17 protein-coding genes are annotated in these 17,956 nt (G+C 72.2%); 9 read left to right on the plus strand and 8 right to left on the minus strand.

The genetic code is table 11. The annotated features are described in order from the left end of the window. Window positions 1-55: 55 nt before the first annotated feature. Together ACFC0Z_RS05825 and ACFC0Z_RS05830 are read right to left on the minus strand one after the other, a co-directional pair. Window positions 56-499, minus strand: a complete 444-nt coding sequence (locus ACFC0Z_RS05825; RefSeq protein ID WP_376433098.1) for an Lrp/AsnC family transcriptional regulator — start codon at window positions 497-499, stop codon at window positions 56-58. 116 nt (window positions 500-615) lie between these two features. Beyond that, entirely contained in the window at window positions 616-3,603 is a 2,988-nt protein-coding gene (locus ACFC0Z_RS05830) for an aminotransferase (RefSeq protein WP_376433485.1), read from the minus strand. A 304-nt stretch (window positions 3,604-3,907) separates the two neighbouring features. On the opposite strand from ACFC0Z_RS05830, the gene ACFC0Z_RS05835 reads away from it, so the two are divergent. Next, entirely contained in the window at window positions 3,908-4,636 is a 729-nt protein-coding gene (locus ACFC0Z_RS05835) for a dienelactone hydrolase family protein (RefSeq protein ID WP_376433487.1), read from the plus strand. 76 nt (window positions 4,637-4,712) lie between these two features. On the opposite strand, the gene ACFC0Z_RS05840 is transcribed toward ACFC0Z_RS05835, so the two are convergent. Continuing rightward, the gene (locus ACFC0Z_RS05840) at window positions 4,713-5,012 is read right to left on the minus strand and encodes a putative quinol monooxygenase (RefSeq protein WP_376433100.1); all 300 of its coding nucleotides are present in this window, start codon (window positions 5,010-5,012) and stop codon (window positions 4,713-4,715) included. Between the two features lie 141 nt (window positions 5,013-5,153). On the opposite strand from ACFC0Z_RS05840, the gene ACFC0Z_RS05845 reads away from it, so the two are divergent. The 5 genes from ACFC0Z_RS05845 (at window position 5,154) to ACFC0Z_RS05865 (ending at window position 9,360) form a co-directional block, all read left to right on the plus strand. Beyond that, complete coding sequence (locus ACFC0Z_RS05845) at window positions 5,154-5,858, plus strand: HAD family hydrolase (RefSeq protein ID WP_376433102.1); 705 nt, start codon at window positions 5,154-5,156, stop codon at window positions 5,856-5,858. 108 nt (window positions 5,859-5,966) lie between these two features. After that, window positions 5,967-6,524: a GNAT family N-acetyltransferase gene (locus ACFC0Z_RS05850; RefSeq protein WP_376433104.1), complete on the plus strand. Its 558-nt coding sequence runs from the start codon at window positions 5,967-5,969 to the stop codon at window positions 6,522-6,524. A gap of 169 nt (window positions 6,525-6,693) precedes the next feature. Next, the gene (locus ACFC0Z_RS05855) at window positions 6,694-7,383 is read left to right on the plus strand and encodes a DUF998 domain-containing protein (RefSeq protein WP_376433106.1); all 690 of its coding nucleotides are present in this window, start codon (window positions 6,694-6,696) and stop codon (window positions 7,381-7,383) included. A 7-nt stretch (window positions 7,384-7,390) separates the two neighbouring features. Continuing rightward, complete coding sequence (locus ACFC0Z_RS05860) at window positions 7,391-8,686, plus strand: sensor histidine kinase (RefSeq protein WP_376433108.1); 1,296 nt, start codon at window positions 7,391-7,393, stop codon at window positions 8,684-8,686. After that, window positions 8,683-9,360 carry a response regulator gene (locus ACFC0Z_RS05865; protein WP_376433110.1) on the plus strand — a complete coding sequence of 226 codons (678 nt, stop codon included), beginning with the start codon at window positions 8,683-8,685 and terminating at the stop codon, window positions 9,358-9,360. Before ACFC0Z_RS05860 ends, ACFC0Z_RS05865 begins: the two co-directional genes overlap by 4 nt. A 758-nt stretch (window positions 9,361-10,118) precedes the next feature. Here the strand turns inward: ACFC0Z_RS05865 and ACFC0Z_RS05870 are convergent. The 4 genes from ACFC0Z_RS05870 to ACFC0Z_RS05885 all read right to left on the minus strand — a co-directional run bounded on the left by ACFC0Z_RS05870 (window position 10,119) and on the right by ACFC0Z_RS05885 (window position 12,516). Beyond that, window positions 10,119-10,490 (minus strand): iron chaperone, encoded by a 372-nt coding sequence (locus ACFC0Z_RS05870; protein ID WP_376433112.1) that lies wholly within the window; start codon window positions 10,488-10,490, stop codon window positions 10,119-10,121. 59 nt (window positions 10,491-10,549) lie between these two features. Then, window positions 10,550-11,419: a hypothetical protein gene (locus tag ACFC0Z_RS05875; protein WP_376433114.1), complete on the minus strand. Its 870-nt coding sequence runs from the start codon at window positions 11,417-11,419 to the stop codon at window positions 10,550-10,552. 11 nt (window positions 11,420-11,430) lie between these two features. Further along, a complete protein-coding gene (locus ACFC0Z_RS05880) occupies window positions 11,431-11,994 on the minus strand; it encodes a hypothetical protein (RefSeq protein ID WP_376433116.1) in 564 nt (187 codons plus the stop codon). A 75-nt stretch (window positions 11,995-12,069) separates the two neighbouring features. Continuing rightward, window positions 12,070-12,516, minus strand: coding sequence for a hypothetical protein (locus ACFC0Z_RS05885; protein WP_376433118.1), 447 nt, complete (start codon window positions 12,514-12,516; stop codon window positions 12,070-12,072). 316 nt (window positions 12,517-12,832) lie between these two features. Between ACFC0Z_RS05885 and ACFC0Z_RS05890 the strand changes: the two genes are divergently transcribed. The 3 genes from ACFC0Z_RS05890 to ACFC0Z_RS05900 all read left to right on the plus strand — a co-directional run bounded on the left by ACFC0Z_RS05890 (window position 12,833) and on the right by ACFC0Z_RS05900 (window position 15,137). Continuing rightward, complete coding sequence (locus tag ACFC0Z_RS05890; protein ID WP_376433119.1) at window positions 12,833-13,771, plus strand: MerR family transcriptional regulator; 939 nt, start codon at window positions 12,833-12,835, stop codon at window positions 13,769-13,771. Window positions 13,772-13,842: 71 nt separating this feature from the next. Further along, window positions 13,843-14,415, plus strand: a complete 573-nt coding sequence (locus ACFC0Z_RS05895; protein ID WP_376433121.1) for a GNAT family N-acetyltransferase — start codon at window positions 13,843-13,845, stop codon at window positions 14,413-14,415. Between the two features lie 293 nt (window positions 14,416-14,708). Then, entirely contained in the window at window positions 14,709-15,137 is a 429-nt protein-coding gene (locus ACFC0Z_RS05900; RefSeq protein WP_376433123.1) for an Lrp/AsnC family transcriptional regulator, read from the plus strand. Window position 15,138: 1 nt separating this feature from the next. Here the strand turns inward: ACFC0Z_RS05900 and ACFC0Z_RS05905 are convergent, their stop codons facing one another. Beyond that, window positions 15,139-17,919 carry an AAA family ATPase gene (locus ACFC0Z_RS05905; RefSeq protein ID WP_376433125.1) on the minus strand — a complete coding sequence of 927 codons (2,781 nt, stop codon included), beginning with the start codon at window positions 17,917-17,919 and terminating at the stop codon, window positions 15,139-15,141. Window positions 17,920-17,956: the final 37 nt, after the last annotated feature.

Consider the following 17,956-nt stretch of genomic DNA (forward strand, 5'->3'; position numbering starts at 1 on the left):
GCGCGGGCAAGGCCATTCTCCTGCGTGGCCGAAGACCGGCGAGGGCGAGGGAACGTCAGGCGCCGGCGTTCCAGAGGAAGCGGTGGGTGTGGATCCCGAAGTACGGGAAGTTGTCCACGGAGGCGACGCCCTCGACGGCGCGTACGACGTCGTTGACGAAGTCGAGGAGGTCGTGGGGACGGTCGCACACCACTTCGGCGAACAGGTCGTACCCGCCCGCCGTCAGGACCGTGTACACGACCTCGTCGTGCCGGGACAGCTCGTCGGCGACCGCCCGCGAGTCCCCGTCGACGCGCAGGCCGAGGAGCGCCATGGTCTGCTGTCCCAGCGTCATCGGGTCGGTCACGCCGACGACCTGGACGGCCTTGCTGTCGATCAGCCGCTGGAGCCGGAGCCGCGCGGCCGAGGGCGACAGGCCGACCTTCGGCCCGAGGTCGGAGTACGGGATGCGGCCGTCGACCTGCAGTTCCCGCAGGATCGCCTGATCGATCTCGTCCATGGACACCTCTCTCTGCTCCTGCTCCCGCTCGCTGTTCCCGATGTCTGTCCGTCCCGAGCACCTTGCCGCATTCACGCGCCGGGATCAAAGCAGGGCCGTACGGGGCCGTCGCCCGGTCAGCGGCCGTGGCCCAGCTGCGCGAGCGCCAGGTCGAGCGTGTCCGCGAAGAAATCGGCGGCTGCGGTGTCGAGGCACAGCGGCGGCTTGATCTTCAGGACGTTGAGGTGGTCGCCGGTGGGCTGCACGACGACGCCGAGGTCGAGCATCCGGTCGCAGAGTTCGGCGGTCTCCTCGGTCGCGGGTTCCAGGGTGGTGCGGTCCCGGACGAGTTCGAGGCCCAGGTAGAGGCCCGATCCGTGGACGGCGCCGACGACGGCGTACCGGTCGGCCAGGGCCGCGAGCCGCTGCTTCAGGTGGCCGCCGACCCGCACCGCGTTGCCCTGGAGGTCCTCGTCGCGCAGGGCGTCCAGGACGGTGAGGCCGACGACGCTGGAGACCGGGCTGCCGCCCGTGGAGGAGAAGAAGTAGCCCTGCTCGCGGTAGCGGTCGGCGACGGCCCGGGAGGTGATGACGGCGCCGAGGGGGTGGCCGTTGCCCATGGCCTTCGCGACGCAGACGATGTCGGGGACGACGCCCTGCTGCTCGAAGCCCCAGAACCAGTGCCCGAGCCGGCCGTAGCCGACCTGGACCTCGTCGGCGACGGCCAGGCCGCCGTGACGGCGTACCGCCGCGTACACCTCGGCGAGATAGCCGTCGGGCAGGGCGACCCCGCCGGCGTTGCCGTAGTAGGTCTCGCCGATGAACGCCCCGGCCGGCCGGCCGGCCGCGGCCAGCGCGTCGATGGCGGCGACGGCCTCGGGGGCGTAGCGGGTGGCTTCCGCTCCCCGGTACCGGCCGCGGTAGGAGTTGGGCGAGTCCACGGTGTGCACCCACTCCGGGCGGGTGGCGAGGGCGTTCGGGTTGTCCTGGAGGGAGGTGGAGACCGCGTCGGAGGCGTACGTCCAGCCGTGGTACGCCTCGCGCAGCGCGACGACATCGGGGCGGCCGGAGGCGCCGATGGCGAGCCGGAGGCCGAGGTCGACCGCCTCGGAGCCGGAGTTGACCAGGAAGACCGTGTCGAGCGGGTCGGGCAGGAGCGCGGCGAGGCGCTCGGTGAACTCGACGACGGAGGCGTAGTGGAAGCGGGAGTTGGTGTTCAGCCGCCGCAACTGGCGGGCCACCGCCCGCTCGACGCCGGGGTGGGCGTGGCCGAGCGGCGTGACGTTGTTGACGATGTCGAGGTACGAGCGGCCGTCCGCGGACAGCAGGTGGTGGCGCCAGCCGCGTTCCATCAGGGGCGGTTCGGCGTAGTAGTGCCCCTGGACGGTCGCGAACACGGCGCCGCGGCGGCCGAGCAGGTCGTCGCGGTACGTGCCTCCGGAGGCCGGGAGGCCCAGGAGCGGGGCGGGGTCGGCGGTGAGCGCCAGCCAGCCGGGGGCGTACTCGGGGCGGACGAGGGGCGGTACGGCGGGGGCGTCGGCAGCGCGCAGCGTGACGCGGACGGGGCTCGCGGCGGGGACGCGTACGAGAACCTCGCCCGCCGCGAACGACGAGCCGACGGCGACCGACGGGTGCGCGGTGGAGGGGAAGTCCAGCGTCAGGACGTGCGGGCCGCAGGTGACCTCCAGGTGACCCGGTGCTGCGGCGAGGACCGTGCCCCGGGCAGGCGCCTGTGCGACGTCGTCAGTGGCAAGCCGGACCTCGATGCCGGTGGGCACGGTGGCGGGGGAGACGGCCGACAGCGCCGGTGTCCGCGTGACGCGGACCTGGCCGTAGCCGGTGACGGCCGCCGCCGCGCCGTCGGCGAGGGCCGCCGCCGTGAGCCGTTCCTCGGCGCCGGCGTCGAGCCAGGCCCCGTGGTCCATGGCGTCGGCGTCTACGGACAGGTCGACGAGGGCGACGCGGTCGGCGGGCAGGTCCCGCAGGAGCGGGAGCGGGAGTGGTGACGTGCCGGTCGTCGCGGTGGGCGTGTCCGCCAGGCCGATCGCGTCCTTGAGGAGGTGGGTCATCACGGGCAGCGGGACGGCGGTGGCCTGCTCGAAGACATGCGATTCGCGTGCGAGCGCGGCGGCGACGTACGCGTTGGTTCCGCCGTCGACGGCGGCCTGGTGCCGCCCGCTGGCGACGAGGACGGCGGCGCGCAGGACCACCAGCGGCCACAGAACCTCCGCCTCGGCGGCGGACAGCGGCCGGACGGCGTGGAAGGCGCGGACGGCGGGGAGGACGTGGTGCGGCTCGGTGCCGTCGTGGTGGAGGAGGCAGGACAGGGTCACGGCGAGCTCGCCGACGGCCCAGCTGGTGGTGAGGTCGCCGAAGTCGATGACGCCGTCGGGTACGGGCCGCCGCGACCCGGTGGCCCGGATCAGGTTGTCGTCGGTGAGGTCCAGGTGCACGGCCTGCATGGGCAGCGCGTCGGCGAGCTCCGCGACCCGCGCGCGGGCCTCGGAGGCCGCGGCCCGCACGGCGGTCTGCTGGTCGTCCTCGCCGACGTACCCGATGAGGGCGTCGACGACCCGGCCCGCGTGGCGGAGGTCCCACTGGAGGACACGGTCGAGCCCGGGGTGCCGGAAGTCGCGCAGGGCGGTGCTGACCCGGGCGGCGACCGTACCCATGGCCGCCACGGTGTCGGGGGACAGGTGCCGGGGTCCGGAGAGCGAGCCGCCGGGCAGGTGGCGCAGCAGCCGCGCGACGGCGGGCACGCCGCCCGTGTCCACGGTCGTCCGCCGGGGGGAGCCGTCGGGACGGCGCAGGACGGTGGCGACGCGCAGCTCGGGGTGGGCGGCCGCGATCAGGTCGGCGGCGGCGTCCTGCGCCTCGACCTCCACGACACCGAACGCGGGATTGGCGACCTTGAGAACGGCGAGGACCGTGCCGCCGTCGTCATCGGTCGTGGCGGCGGTGCGGAGGAGGAAGTTGGCGTCCTGCTGACTGCCCAGCTCCTCGGCACGGACGGCGTGACCGAGCAGTTCGGCGCCGACGCGTTCCGCTTGCTCGCGAGTCACCTGCGGTACGGGGAGCGCACCCTCCGCGAAGAAGTCGAAGGTGCGGAACTCGTCCTGCGGCATGAGGGTCCTCGGGTACGGCGACGGCGGGATGGCCTCCTGCCGGAGCAGCGACCTGGAGGCGTGCATCAAGCACGATGCCTCATGCTGGCGAGTGAATCAAGAGTGGTGACGATCGAATCACGCGCTCCATGGGCGTCGGCGCCTCGATCACGAGAGATCCCCTCCCGCGCGCGGCCCCAAGCTCCCGGCCCCCATCGCCCATTCGGCTCGGCGCCGCTGGCGGTCGTGTTGAGTTCTGCCAGTGGCGGAACACCGGCCGGACCGGGATCGACGATCACTACAGTCCAGTCTCGTGACGACGACGATGACGACGCGTACGGTCGAGTACCCGGCCGACGGTTTGACGATGATCGGGCACCTCGCGCTCCCGGCCGGTGTCGACCGCCGGCCTGCTGTGCTGATCGGGCCAGAGGGCATGGGGCTGAGCGACGTCGAGCGCCGCCGGGCCGACGCTCTTGCCGAACTGGGCTACATAGCGCTGGCCTTCGACCTTCACGGCGGGCGCTATTTGGGCGACCCCGAGGAGATGCTGGCCCGTTGCATGCCGCTGCTCGCTGATCCCGACCGGATGCGGGGCATCGGCCATGCGGCACTCGACGTGTTGCGCAGCGAACCGCGGACCGACCCCGACCGGATCGCCGTCGTCGGCTACGGCACCGGGGGCGCCGTCGGGCTGGAGCTCGGCCGCGACGGCGCCAGCCTGCGCGCGATCGGGACAGTCAACGCGCTGACCACGGGCCGACCGGGCGAGGCGGCGCGCATTCGCTGCCCGGTGTGGGCCGGGGTCGGGTCGGAAGACCCGATCATGCCGCCCGCGCAGCGGGACGCGTTCACCGCCGAGATGCAGGCCGCGGGCGTCGACTGGCGCCTCACGGTCTACGGAGGCGCCTTGCACGCCTTCCACCACCCGCCGGTCGACCACCCCACGGTCCCTGGCGTCGGCTACCACCCGCAGCACGCGCGGCGAGCCTGGCGCGACGTCGTCGACCTGCTCGCCGAGTGTCTGCCCGCAACGGAGGACCTGAGGGCATGACCCAGGTGAGCGTGCCGGCGCCGGGCCTGGTCGGCGTTGGGTGCGGGGCCGTTACGGACAGAGGCGAAGGCGAGGATCACTCCACGGAAGCGTCCGTGAACACGTGCTCGGCCGGCGGCGCGACCAGGAGCCCCGGCCCCGCCGCCAGGGCCTCGGTGAGATGCGGGCTCGACAGGTGCGCCTCGAACGCGGCGCGGTCCTCCCACTCCTCGAAGACGAGCCACGCGCTCGGGTCCTCGGGGTGGACGTACGCCTGGTAGCTGATGTTCCCCGGCTCGGCCCGCGACGGCGCGACCAGGGACAGGGCCTGTTCGCGGACCTTGTCCTCGGCGCCGGGGGCTGCCTTGAGCAGGGCGATCGCGGTGACCTTGGGCATGGGGGGAACACTCCGTTCGCATGTCCTTACCGGGCCGTGTGAGTCTATGGCGGCCCGTCAGGCGCCACAACGCGCGGTTGCCACGGCCGCCTTCGCCCTGAGGGTTGCCGTCGTTCCGTCGGTACGGTCAAGATCGACGGCATGACCAAGGGCGTGATGTTCGACTTCTCCGGAACTCTCTTCCGTATCGAACCGGCCGTGCGGTGGCTCGGTGCGGTGACGGCGAGGGCCGGCCTGGCGGTGTCCGGTGAAGACCTCGATGCGTACGCGGCGCGGCTGGAGGAGTTCGGGGCGCAGCCCGGAGGAGTACCGCCGCGCCGCGTGCCGCCCCACCTGGAGACCCTGTGGCGGGAGCGCGATCTGACGGCCGACCGGCACCGGGCCGCGTACACCTCCCTGGTCCGGGAGGCCAACCTCCCGCTGCCCGACCTGCTCGTGCCCGACCTGGCGGACGCGCTCTACGACCGTTCTCGCATGCCGGAGGCGTGGCGACCGTATCCCGACACCGAGAAGACCCTCCGTGCTTTGCGTGCGCGAGGCATCCCGGTCGCTGTAGTGAGCAACATCGGCTGGGACCTGCGCCCGGTCTTCCGCGAACACGGTATCGACGACCTCGTGGACGCGTACGTCCTCTCGTACGAGTGCGGGATGGAGAAGCCTCATCCCCGCATCTTCCAGGCGGCCTGCGAGGCGCTCGGAGTCGAGCCGGGCGACGCGCTCATGGTGGGAGACGACCGAGTCGCGGACGTCGGTGCGGGGGCACTCGGGTGCCGGGTCCACCTGGTGGATCCACTCCCCGTGGAGCGGCGTCCCGCCGCACTCGCCGAAGTGCTCGGATTCCTCTGACGCGACCGAGCTGGCTACCGGGCTGGCTACCGGGCTGACGGGCGGGCTGACGGGCGGAGCCGGGATATTGGGTGGCAGGCACGGACCTCCCACGATGAGGATCTCGGGATGACTGCCTTCCTCGAGACCGACCGACTCCTCCTGCGCGCGTTCACGACGGCCGACGCCGACCACCTGCTCGCCTTGGACGACGACCCCGACGTCATGCGCTTCATCAACGGAGGACGTCCCACCACCCGGGAGGCGATCGAGACGCGGGTCCTGCCGGCGCTCATGCGCGACTACCCGTGCTGGAACTCCCGTGGCTACTGGGCCGCCCAGGAGAAGACCACCGGCACCTTCCTGGGCTGGTTCGAGTTCCGGCCGCTGGACGAGCACAGCCCCGCCGTGGTCGAGCTGGGCTACCGCCTGAACCGGGCGTCCTGGGGCCACGGCTACGCCACGGAGGGGTCACGCGCGCTGATCCACAAGGGGTTCACGGAACTGGCGGTCGAGCGGGTCACGGCGAACACGATGGCCGTCAACACCCGTTCCCGCCGCGTCATGGAGAAGTCGGGCCTGTCCTTCCTCCGGAACTTCACCGGCGACTGGCCGGACGCGATCGAGGGATCGGAACACGGCGAAGTCGAGTACGAGCTCACGCGGACCGCCTGGGAACAGCGGTAGACGTAGGCATAGGCGTCGCACGACGCGCGACTACACCGAACGGTGTACCCGCCTCGTGCGGCACACCATGTGGTGTACGGCGGGATGACCTCGTCGGGACGACGTCACCGCGCCTCCTCCTCCGTAGGTTCTGGATCACCGGAACGACAACGACTCCAAGGAGGACGACATGACGGCGACGTACACGCCCTCGACTTCGACTACGGCTTCGGCCCTGACGTGGGGAGCGCGGGCCTCGCTCGCGCTGCTCGGCGCGGGAGCCCTGGCGATGGTCGCGGTGGAGGCACTCAACCCGCGATACGACCTGGTGAGCGAAACGCTCAGCCGGTACGTGCACGGTACGGCCGGCTGGCTGCTCCCGGCGGCGCTCCTGGCCGTCGCGGCCGCCTCCGCCCTCCTCGTCATACGGCTGGCCGGCACGCACCGGCGGGCGGGCCGGATGGCGCTCGGCGTCTGGACGGTCGGCATCTTCGTCGCGGGCCTCTTCCCGGCGGACCCGCCCGGTCACTGGCACCGTCCCTCCACGTCCGAACTCGTCCACGGCAACGCCGCGTTCCTCGCCTTCGCCGCCCTGCCGACCGCCGCCGTACTGCTCCGCAAGGCGCTCGCGGCCCGGCGGCCCGGGCTCCGTACGGCCCTGACCGTCCTCACCGCGGCGTCGGTCACGACCACGGCGGCACTCGCCGTCTTCCTCGTCGACGTGATGGACGGCGGCCCGTCGCTGGGCCTGGGCGGCGCGCCCACGCTCGTCGGCCTGGTCGAAAGGCTCGTGCTCGCCGCCGACTTGGGGTGGGTCGCCCTCGCCGTAGTGGCGACGTCCACCCGTGACGAGGAGGGACGGAAAGCCCGTCGTGCATGATCACCGCATGGACCGACCCGCCGCCCCTGCTACCGAGGCCCCCGCATCCTCCGCATCCCCCGCATCCCTCGCATCCGGCGCCACCACCACCACCGTCCGTACGACTCCCCGCCCGCATGCTGCCCGAACCATCGACTGGCTCCTCGCGGCCGGCACCGTCGCCGCCGTCCTGGCCGGCACCGCCCGGCTCGGCGGCCGCCTGGACGTCGCCGGAGCCCTGCCGCTCGCCCTGTGGCTGGGCCTGCTCCTCCTGGCGCGCCGCAGGTGGCCGCTTGCCGTGCTGCTGCTGAGCGTCCAGGCGGTCGTCGTGTTCCGGACCGCCGGACTGACCGACGTCGGCTGGGTGTGGCCGGTGTCCGCCGCGTACGCGACGCTGGCCGCCGACGACCGTCCCGGCCGCCGCCCCGGCCTGCTGTGGGCCGCCGGCGTCGGCCTCGCCGAACTGGCCTTCGCCGCGACCTGGGACATGACGGTCGGCGGTGCCGCGCCGCGCGAGGCCCTCGGCTCCCTGGGCGCCGAGACTCTCTGGCTTGCGGTGCTCCTCGCTGCCGCGACCGCTTACCGCGACCGCCTGCGCTGGCGCGCCGAACGGGACGAGCGCCTGCTGCGAGCCGTACGGGAACAGGACCTGGAGGCCGGCCGGCGGATCGCGGAGGCGCGGCTCGACATAGCCCGCGAACTCCACGACGTCGTCGGGCACACGCTCACCGTCGTCGGCATCCAGCTGCGCGTCGCGGTCGAGGCGCTGGAGGACTCACCGCAGGAGGCGCGGGCCGCGCTCACGACGGCCCAGCAGGTCCGCACGGAAGCGGTACGGGATCTGCGCGCGCTCGTCCACGTACTGCGCGCGCCGGGGGAGGCCCCGCACACCCCGGCGGCGGGTGTGCCGGAGCTCTCGGCGCTCGTCGACCGGATGCGGTCGACGGAACTGGACGTACGCCTGGAGACGTCCGGCAGCGACCTGGCCTCCATCCCCGCACCGGTCTCCCTGGCCGTCCACCGGATCGTCCAGGAGGCCCTCACCAACACCGCCCGCCACGCGGAGGCGTCATGGGCGGAGGTGACGGTCCGGTACGACCACGGGCGGGACGGGCAGGTGCAGGTGACCGTCACCGACGACGGCAGTCGCCTCCCGACGCACACACCACACAAGCCCCACAAACCGCACGCACCCGGTCATGGAATACGGGGGATGGACGAGCGGGTACGAGCCCTCGGCGGCGACTTCTTCGCCGGACCGCGCGCCGACGGCGCCGGATGGGTCGTACGGGCGGCCCTTCCCGTGCCAGGCTTGCACCCATGACGATCAAGGTGCTCCTCGCCGACGACCAGGCCCTGGTACGGGCCGGATTCACCAGCCTCCTCGCCCGAGCCGAGGGCATCGATGTCGTCGGCGAGGCGGGTACGGGCGACGAGGCCGTCCGTGCGGCTCGCGCGCTCCGCCCCGACGTCGTCCTCATGGACATCCGGATGCCCGGCATGGACGGCCTCACCGCGACCAGGACGATCGTCGAGGACCCCGACCTGCCGGACTGCCGGGTCATCGTCCTCACGACCTTCGAGACCGACGAGTACGTCTTCGCGGCCCTGCGCGCGGGCGCCAGCGGCTTCCTCACCAAGGAGACCGAACCGGACGACCTCCGCCAGGCCGTCCGCGCGGTGGCCGCCGGCGACGCGCTGCTCTCCCCGAGCGTCACCCGCCGCGTGATCGAACAGTTCGCCGGCCGCCCGGCCCCCGCCGGAGACACCGCCGAACGACTCGCGGTGCTCACCGCCCGGGAACGGGAGGTGACCCGCCTGATCGCCACCGGCCTGTCCAACGACCAGATAGCCGCGCAGCTCTTCATCAGCCCGCTCACCGCCAAGACCCACGTGACCCGGGCCATCGCCAAACTCGACGTCCGCGACCGCGCCCAACTGGTGATCCTGGCCTACGAAACGGGCCTGGTCCGCCCCGGCGACGGCGGCGCGGCCTAGTCCGGGTGTACGGGGCCGGCCGTCAGCGGGCGGCCCCGGCGGTGACGGCCCGCTCGATGAGGGCGACGGTCGCCGTGGGGTCGGCGACCTGGACGACCAGGCGGGTGTACCGGGCACGCTCAGCGCCTTGTAGAAGTCGCCCCCGATCCGGGCGGGCGGGGTGACGGGCTCGTACAGCAGGCGGAGATCGATGTCGCCCAGCCGTTCGGGGGGCGGTCGCAGCACCACGTGCTGGAGTACCTCGGCGACGGTGGAGACCGCGCGGAGCTCGGCCTCACGCTCCTGACGCATGTGGCTGGACCAGGCCGCGGCGACCGTCACGACGGCCAGGACCACCTCGTTGGCGACCACGCCGGGCGTGAAGTCGAGCCCGCGTGCGGCGGCCAGGACCGCCATCACCACCATGGCCAGAAGGCCGGTGGCCGCCGTGCTGAGGGCGCTCCACGTCGCCGCGGCCAGTGCCGGAGCGGCGAAGAGGAACCGGTCGAAGCGCTCCTCGTCGGGCGTCCACACGTCCAGCCCGGCGGCGAGGGAGATCAGCAGCAGGGGCAGTGAGCGCCCCACGGCGTACCGGAACCCCGCGTTTGCTCGCATGGGCGAGGCCACCTCACAGGTTCGGCGTGCCGATGCTCGCACTCTGCCGTGCGGAGGGACCGACGCGACCGGCCGTTCGTCCCGGGACGACGGGGGCCAAGGAGCCGGATGCAGGAGGGCGAACGCCCTGGCGATCCGACGACGGGCGGGTCCAGCGCGAGGACTCAGCAGACGGGTCCCGGCGTGCGGGCCACGGCCGCCAGAAGATCGCGGATGAGGTCGTAGTCGATCGCGGCGGGCCGACGGAACCGGAGGCAGCTCTTGCCCATGTCCTGGCCGGCGAGCCGGTCGGCGAAGGCCTCGGCGACGTCCGAACGCATCAGGTAGAAGGAGATGTACTGCTTCTGGCTGGCGAACGCGATCTCCGCGGTCCCGTCGCGGTCGCGGGCGTACACGGGCATGCCGTAGGCGATGGACTCGGTGAACCCGGTCAGCTCGGTCCGGCACAGCTCCCGCAGCCGGGCGAGCGCGGGGGCGCGCTCACCGGTGATGGCGGCGAGGTAGGAGTCGACGTCGGCGGCGGGGGACTGGGCCATGGCCACGAGTCTAGGCAGGAGCCGTGGAGAACGGGCGCCCGTGCGTACGGAGGCTCTCGTCACCTCCGCCGCCGGGCGAGGACGTCGTCCAGCCCCGCACGCTCCGCGCGCAGGCCCTGGAGGAAGGCGGCGAGGGCGGGCCCGCGCCTGGCCCAGCCGGAGAGGGCGGCGATCGCCTCGTCGAGCACGGTCGCGGACTCCTCGACCCGTTCGGCGACGAGCAGCAGCCGGCCGACGAGCTGGAGTGCGCGGGCGAACTCGACGATCTCGGTCGGACCTTCGGCGGAGTGGCGCCGGAGGGTCTCGACAGCCTGCCGTCCGGCGGACGTCGCCCGGGTCGCCTCCAGGGCGACCAGAGGCCACTGGCCCGCGATCCTGGCGGCGGCGTAGGTGTCGGCGGCCATCGCGAGCGGGTAGACGGCGAGACGTGCCCGCGCCTGCTCGGTGCGCGGCCCGTTCGTCTCCGCCACCGCGGCTTCCGCGGCCGCGAGCAGGCGCGGCACGTCCTCATGCCGTCCGAGCTCGGCGAGGGCGGCGGTGAGGACTCCCAGGTAGCCGACAACCTCTCCCGTGAGCTCGTCGGCCACCGTCGCTTCGCTGACGAAGCGCAGATCCAGGAGCAGGGTGCAGGTGTCCCAGCATCGCAGGGCCGGACGCTCCGTCTCGCGTCCCCGCTCGGCGACGAGCAGCGCGGACGTTTCGCGCCACAGCGCTCGTGCGAGCCGCCGTTGGCCGGAGCGGCCCACACCGGTCCCGCGACGGCGTTCGTCCTGTGCGTGCTTCTCGGCAGCGGCGACCGCGTCCCGCGCGGCGGCCAGCGCCTTGGGCGTACCGGGACGCGCGAGCGCCAGCTCGTCGGCACGCTCCTGCAGACGGTCGACGACCGAGAACGGACCATGGAAGGTCCGGCGACGCTTCCACCAGGGCATGGGGGCTCCTGTCAGTGCGGGGACTTGACGTCCTTCATGGAGGTGGGTCCAAGCCGTGTGGCGCCGGCGTACTCCGGCAGTGCCATGGGCCGGTCGAAGAGGAAGAAGGACTGGTTCGTGCCGACGGTGAACTCCATGTACGCGCCGGTGGTGGCGTCGAAGCCGTAGTACGCGTTGCAGGTGGAGCCCGTCGTGTACGTGCCGTCCATGCCGGGCTGCGGCAGCACCGCCGACCAGCTCTCGCCCCGCTCCACGCGCTCGGTCGGGGTGAGCATCTTGCAGCGCGGCACGGGAAGTCCCTTCATCACGAAGTACCCGTACTCGCCTTTGGCGTTCTGGATGTAGACGTACGAGAGCTTGCCGCGCTTGCCCCAGGTCTTGACCCACTGGTTGATCGACTCGCGGGTGGGCGAGTACTCCATCCGGCCCGCCGGCTGCTGCGCGACGAGATGGTCGTAGCCCTCCTGCTTGGCCTGGGCCTCCTTGTCCTGGCTGGACTCGGAACAGGAGGCGAGAGTGAGGCAGAGGGCGAGGGCGGAGCAGGCGGTAGCGGCAATGCGCGTGATCGTGTGCATGGCAGAGAGTCCCTTCCTTCCCGGCATGCGACATCCGGCATGCGACATCCGGCATCCGACGTCAGATGTCGGGATTCAGGCGGCGCAGGTCGTCTTCGTCGCACCGGCGTCGAGGCGGTACGGCAGGCCCTTGTCGAGGAACGGCGTGCGGTGCTCCTGGGCGGCCTTCGCGTTGTACTCGTTGACGGACTCGATCCGCGACGCGCGCAGCGCGGTGATCGACTGGTCGATCTGCCCCCTGCGTACGGGCGAGGCGGCCGCCCGCTCCTCCTGGAGCGCCAGAATCGTCCCCTCGGCGTTCTGGACGGCGGCGCACAGATCGAAGAACGTCTCGTACGTGCTCAGCCGGAACGCACCGGACGCCACGGTCCGCTCGCGTTCGTCGACGTCTCCTCGGAACGGCGCGGTCACCCAGGCCGCACTCCCGAAGGCGAAGGCGCCGATCACGTACAGCACCGCGAGCGCGACGACCCCGCCCACGACCCACCCCCCGAACCGCATGCCCTCGCGCGCGACACTCATCGCATCCCCCTGTCCCAGGCATGAGGCCGTGATGTGGCCCCATGGATCGCCAGAACCTGCACCTTGGAGGATTGTTGAACGATTCTCGACGGCGCGCAAGGGGAGTGCCGCTCTAACTGCTCTACTGGAGAAGGGAGTTGTCGTTCAGGTGCAGGAGTAGTGACATCGGACGACTCGAGCCCTGTCGAACGTTGGACTCTCGGTCGAATGCGACAGCTCCCGGCCAGATGACCGCCGTTCAGCAACCCATGCTGGTTGGCTACTGGCAATCGAATGGACTTGAGTCTCCACTAGGGGGAGACACAAAGGTGGTGGCATGGACGGCGACACGCTTTACTCGATCGGCGAGCTGGCTCGGCGGACCGGTCTCACGGTCAAGACCATCCGGTTCTATTCCGATCGCGGAATCGTGGCGCCGACGGACCGTAGCCCGGCCGGCTACCGCCTCTACAGCATCGACGCCGTCGCACGCCTGGACCTCGTGCGGACCCTGCGCGAGCTGGGACTGGACCTTCCCACGATCCGCAAGGTCGTGGACCGCGAGCTCTCGCTTCCCGAGGTAGCCGCGGCGCACGCCGAAGCACTGGCAGTGCAGATCCGCGTCCTGCGTCTGCGGCGCGCGGTGCTGACGGCGGTGGCCGAGCGCGGGTCCACACCTGAGGAGACGGAACTCATGCACCGGTTGGCCCAGCTCTCCGAGCACGAACGCCAACGTCTGATCGGCGATTTCCTCGACGCCGCCTTCGGCGGTCTTGACGCCACCCCCACGTTCGCGGGGGTCATGCGCTCGATGACCCCCGAACTGCCCGACAACCCGGAGCCGGAGCAGGTCCAGGCGTGGGTGGAGTTGGCGGAAATGTCCCTGGAACCGGATTTCCGCGCCGTCATGCGGCGGATGGCCGAGGACCAGGCAGCCGAACAGGCTCGAAGCGACACGATGCCCCCGCGCCGCGACATCACCGCAATCGTCCGTGACCAGGCCGGCCCGGCCCTGACCGCCGGCATCGACCCGGCCTCGCCCCAGGCGGATCCGATCGTCGCGGCGTTCACGGCGCACTACGCGCACCTCCTCGGCCGCCCCGACGACGCCGAGCTTCGCCGCCGGCTGGCGACCCGTCTGGAGAGCGTGAACGACCCCCGAAGGGAGCGGTACCTCCAGCTTCTCGCCGTGGTCAACGGCTGGCCGGCCCCGGAGAGTCTGGCCCCGGTGTTCGACTGGTCCCTCCAGGCTCTGCGCGTCCGGACGCAGCAGTGACGGCGCGGTCACAGGGCGGCGTGGGCCGGACGCGGCCGGCGTCGGGTGAGAACGCCGCCGCACATGATCGGTTGGCGAACACCCCCGTCGTACTTCATGCCGCCGCGACGCCGGCCTCACCCGCTCTCGTTCTTCGCCCCTGGCGCATGGAGGACGTCGCCGCATTGATCGAGGTGAGCAGGGAGCCCGGTTCACCCCCGTGGGCGGCGAGCTCTGCCGTGGACAACGATGCTGACGGGGCCTGGTGGGTGCAGGCCCAGCAGCGGGGCTGGGCAGCGGGCGACCGGTTCGGCTTCGCCGTGTTTGAGGCGCGCCCCGTGCCGACACGCGAACAGTTGGTGGGAAACGTGGTCCTCAAGGAAGTCACCCCCGGCAAAACGACCGCTGAGGTGGGCTACTGGACCGCGGCGCACGCTCGAGGACGGGGAGTGGCCCCCCGTGCTCTGGAGGCACTCACCAGCTGGGCCTTCTACACCTTCGAAGCCGACGGGCTGGAGTGTCTCGAACTCCTGCACCAGGTGGACAACCTGGCATCGTGCAGGGTTGCCCAGAAGAGCGGGTACGCCTTCGACAGCATCCTGCCCGCGGCGCCGCCCCATTTCCCCCGCGATGGCCACCTGCACGTACGGCGCGTGCGCGGCTGATTCCTCCCGGGGGTCCGGTGCCCGGCCGGCCCCAGGATGTGGGGCCGGCCGCGGAGTGCCGGGGATACCCGCGCACCTGTCACCTGGTCGGAGTTCGCGCCGTAGGGGTTGGCCGGTGCGAGCCTCCTGCCGGGGGTCACCCGGACACGATGACGATGGCAGGACGACGTTCACCAGGCGATAGGCCGGGCGTCATCACGCACATGTCGAGCGTGATTCACTCGATCTGTACGGGACAGTGAAGATCTCGGCGCGCGACTCGTGCGTGGCGCGCATGATTCGGGGAGTTGGCCGTGGACACGATCGATCGTCACATACTGGACATCCTCCGCAAGGGCGGGCGGGCGCCCGTGTCGGAGATCGCACGTGCTGTGGGACTCTCGGCGGCGCCGTGCGCGCGTCGCATTGAGCGCATGGAGAGGGAGGGTGTGATCCGCGGCTACACCGCGGTCATCGAGGACAGCCGGGCGGGCATGCTTCAGGCGTTCATCGAGATCCGCCTGCTCGGCGCGACCGACAGCGACGAGATCCAGGGCATCTCCGAGAGCATCCCGGAGATCGAGGAGAGCCACAGCATCGCCGGCACTTCCGACGCCCTGCTCAAGCTCCGGGTCCGGGACGTGAATCATCTGCAGCAGGTGATCAACGCCGTACGCCGGACCGGCATGGTGGAGGGCACCAAGACCTTCATCATCATGAACACCTGGACGCGGGCCGGGTGAGTCAGTCGCGTGCCGGGGTGATGGTGTGCGCGAGCTGGAAGCGTGAGTGCAGGCCGAGTTTCCGGTAGACGCGAGTGAGGGTCGCTTCGACCGTCTTGACACTGACGGTGAGAGCGGTGGCGATGTCGCGGTTACTCGTTCCGGCGGCGGCGAGCTCGGCGCAGCGCTGCTCGGCGGAGGTGAGGCCGGGGTGGACGTTGCTGTCTGCCGGGGCTGCGTCCAGCCGCCCGAGGGCGTGCGCGGCGGCTTCGGCCCAGGGGCGTGCCTGGTGGGCGGTGAAGAGGTCGGCGGCGCTCTGCGCGGCGATGCGTGCGCTGGCGCGTCGGCGTCCGCGCCGTTCGGTGTGGCTGAGCGCCAGCAGGGTCCTGCCGTGTTCGAGGGGGAGGTGCCGAAGCTGGTCGGCCGCGTCGTTGAGGCGCCGGGCCGCGGTGTCGTGGTCGCCGCGGGCGGCGTCCAGAAGTGCCTGGGTGCGTTCGAGCGCAGGAAGGACCGTGTGCCTGCCCAGCTCGATCGCTGTGCGGCGGGTGTCGTCCAAGAGACCCTGTGCCTGACTCAGCTGGCCGAGGGCGACGAGGGTCTCGGCGAGTTCGGGATGCCAGCGCAGGACGGACGGGTCGCGGACCTGCTGGAGTCCCTCCAGGTCCCGCACCTCCTCCAGGGCCTCCAGGGCTTCCTTGGGGCGGCCGGTGACCAGGAGGAGGTGGCCGAGGGCGAAGAGGTTGCGGGAGAGGAAGACCTTGTTGTCCTCCTGCCGGGCCGTGTCCACTCCGCGGCGCGCGTGGACGAGGCCGAGGTCGGTGCGCCGGGCGGCGCCCTCGACGAGGGCGGAGGTGTAGCACGCCGGCGCGGGTGACAGGGAGGTCGCGTCGGTGAGCGCCTGGGCGCGGTGGGCGTGATCGAGCGCCCTGGCGCACCGTCCGGCGCGGAGTTCGGCCTCCGCGAGGCCGCGCAGGATGTCCACCGTTGCCTCGGCGTCTCCCGTCTGCTCGGCTTCGACGAGCAGGGGAAGCAGCGCGGCGCGGGCCTGGTCGGGGTGGTCGTCGAAGAGGGCGTGCCGGGCAGCGAGATGCTGGGGCGAGCCGTTGACCGGGATGGAGACGGCGCGCGGCAGGGAGAGGGCGCGGCTGAGCGTGGTCTCGGCGTCGGAGTGGCCGAGGACGCGTTGGAGGCGGGCCTGCATCGTGAGGGCCATGGTGGTGCTGCTGGTGTCGCCGGCGGCCTCGGCAAGGGCGGTGGCCCGACCGGCCAGGTCGCACGCTCGTCGCGGATCGCCCTCGTTGACGTTGGCCCAGAGGGACTGGCGGATGAGGAGCTGGGCCGTGAGGTCGGGGCGTCCGGCCGCGGCGTGGAGTGCGTCGGCGAACAGTTCGTCCGCGCCGTGCAGGTGCTGGCCGCTCGCGTCGATCAGGGCGACGAGGGCGTCGACGCGCTGGTCCGGGGTGGTGTCGTGGCCGAGGACGAGACGGGCGGCGGCCCGGGCGCGGGGGAGGTCGCCGTAGTGGGCGGCGTCGCGTACGGCGGTCAGGGCCCGTTCGGTGAGCAGGTCGCCGTCCTCGTGCGGGGTTCGCTGGGCGGCTAGGAGGGAAAGCTCGGCCGCGAGCGCGTGGTCGCCGCGCTGCCGGGCGCGTGCGGCGGCGCGGGCGGCGTGGAGAGCCGACCGCGGGTCGGCGGCATCGGCCGACAGGGCGATGTGCCGGTCGCGGCGGACACTGTCACGGCTGGCCTCGGCGAGGCGGGCGTGCAGGAGCCTGCGCGCGTGACCCGACAGCCGGGCCACGAGTTCGGTGCCGATCGCGGAGGCGGTGAACCGCACCGTACCGTCGGGCTGTCCGATGCCGAGAAGCCCCACTGCCTCGGCCTGGGCGAGGAAGGCCTCTGTCTCCGGGCCGACGAGGCGGCCGAGCAGGTCGAGGTCGGGCCGGTCGTCGAGTGCGGCCAACGTCAGCAGATCTTGTACTTGGGCCGGTACCTCGTCCAGCCATTCGCCCACCAGTCGACGGGCCGTCGGCGGCAGGGCCGGCTCGCTTTCACCGTCCCGACCTGGGAATGGGGGCGAGGCGTCGGCCAAGGCCTGGGCCATGGCCAGCGCCAGGGCCGGGTTCCCGCCGCTGCGGGCGTGGATGCGTGTGACCTTGTGGAGGGCGAGCCGGTGCGGGGACAGCAGCGTCGCGACCTGAGAGGCCGTCAAGGGCGGAATGCGTACCGCGCGCGTGTCCTCCCCGCACCAGTGGCCTCCTGCCTCCGGACGCCAGGTGCGCTCGGCCGCGATGACCGGAAGATCCGGGGTCAGGCGGAGCGCCCAGTCCAGTACGGCCGCGCTGGCCGGGTCCAGCCAGTGGGCGTTGTCCACCACCAGGGTCATGGAGGGTGCCTCCCGCAGCGCAGCGGCGGTCTGCCGGCGCAGCCGCAGGGCCTGACCGGCATCGTCCGGAAAACCCGGCCGGCCGGCGGCGGCGTCGAGTGCGGCCGTCAGTTCCCGCGCGGCGGGCAGTGCCGGTAGGGCGAGCGCGAGTTCGAGCAGCCCGGAGCAGGGAACCCGGGCGTCCTGCGGACGCGGGGCCAGCCGCACGACGGGCAGGCCCAGCCGTCGGCCCAAGGCCCCGGCTGCGGTGGTCTTGCCGCTCCCGGGCGGCCCGTACAGGACCACCCGGCGGGTGCCGTGCCCCTCTTCCACCATGCCGGGCAGCACCGGCAGCACAGGCAGCACCGTCGTCTCCGGAGTCACCGGCATCACGGGATCGGCCTCGGGGAACGGGCTCATCCACATCGCAGAGTCTGGCATCGGGCCATGGTGCGCCCGCCGGGCCTCCCCGTCCAGG

Source organism: Streptomyces sp. NPDC056144 (assembly GCF_042264145.1).
Lineage (GTDB): Bacteria > Actinomycetota > Actinomycetes > Streptomycetales > Streptomycetaceae > Streptomyces.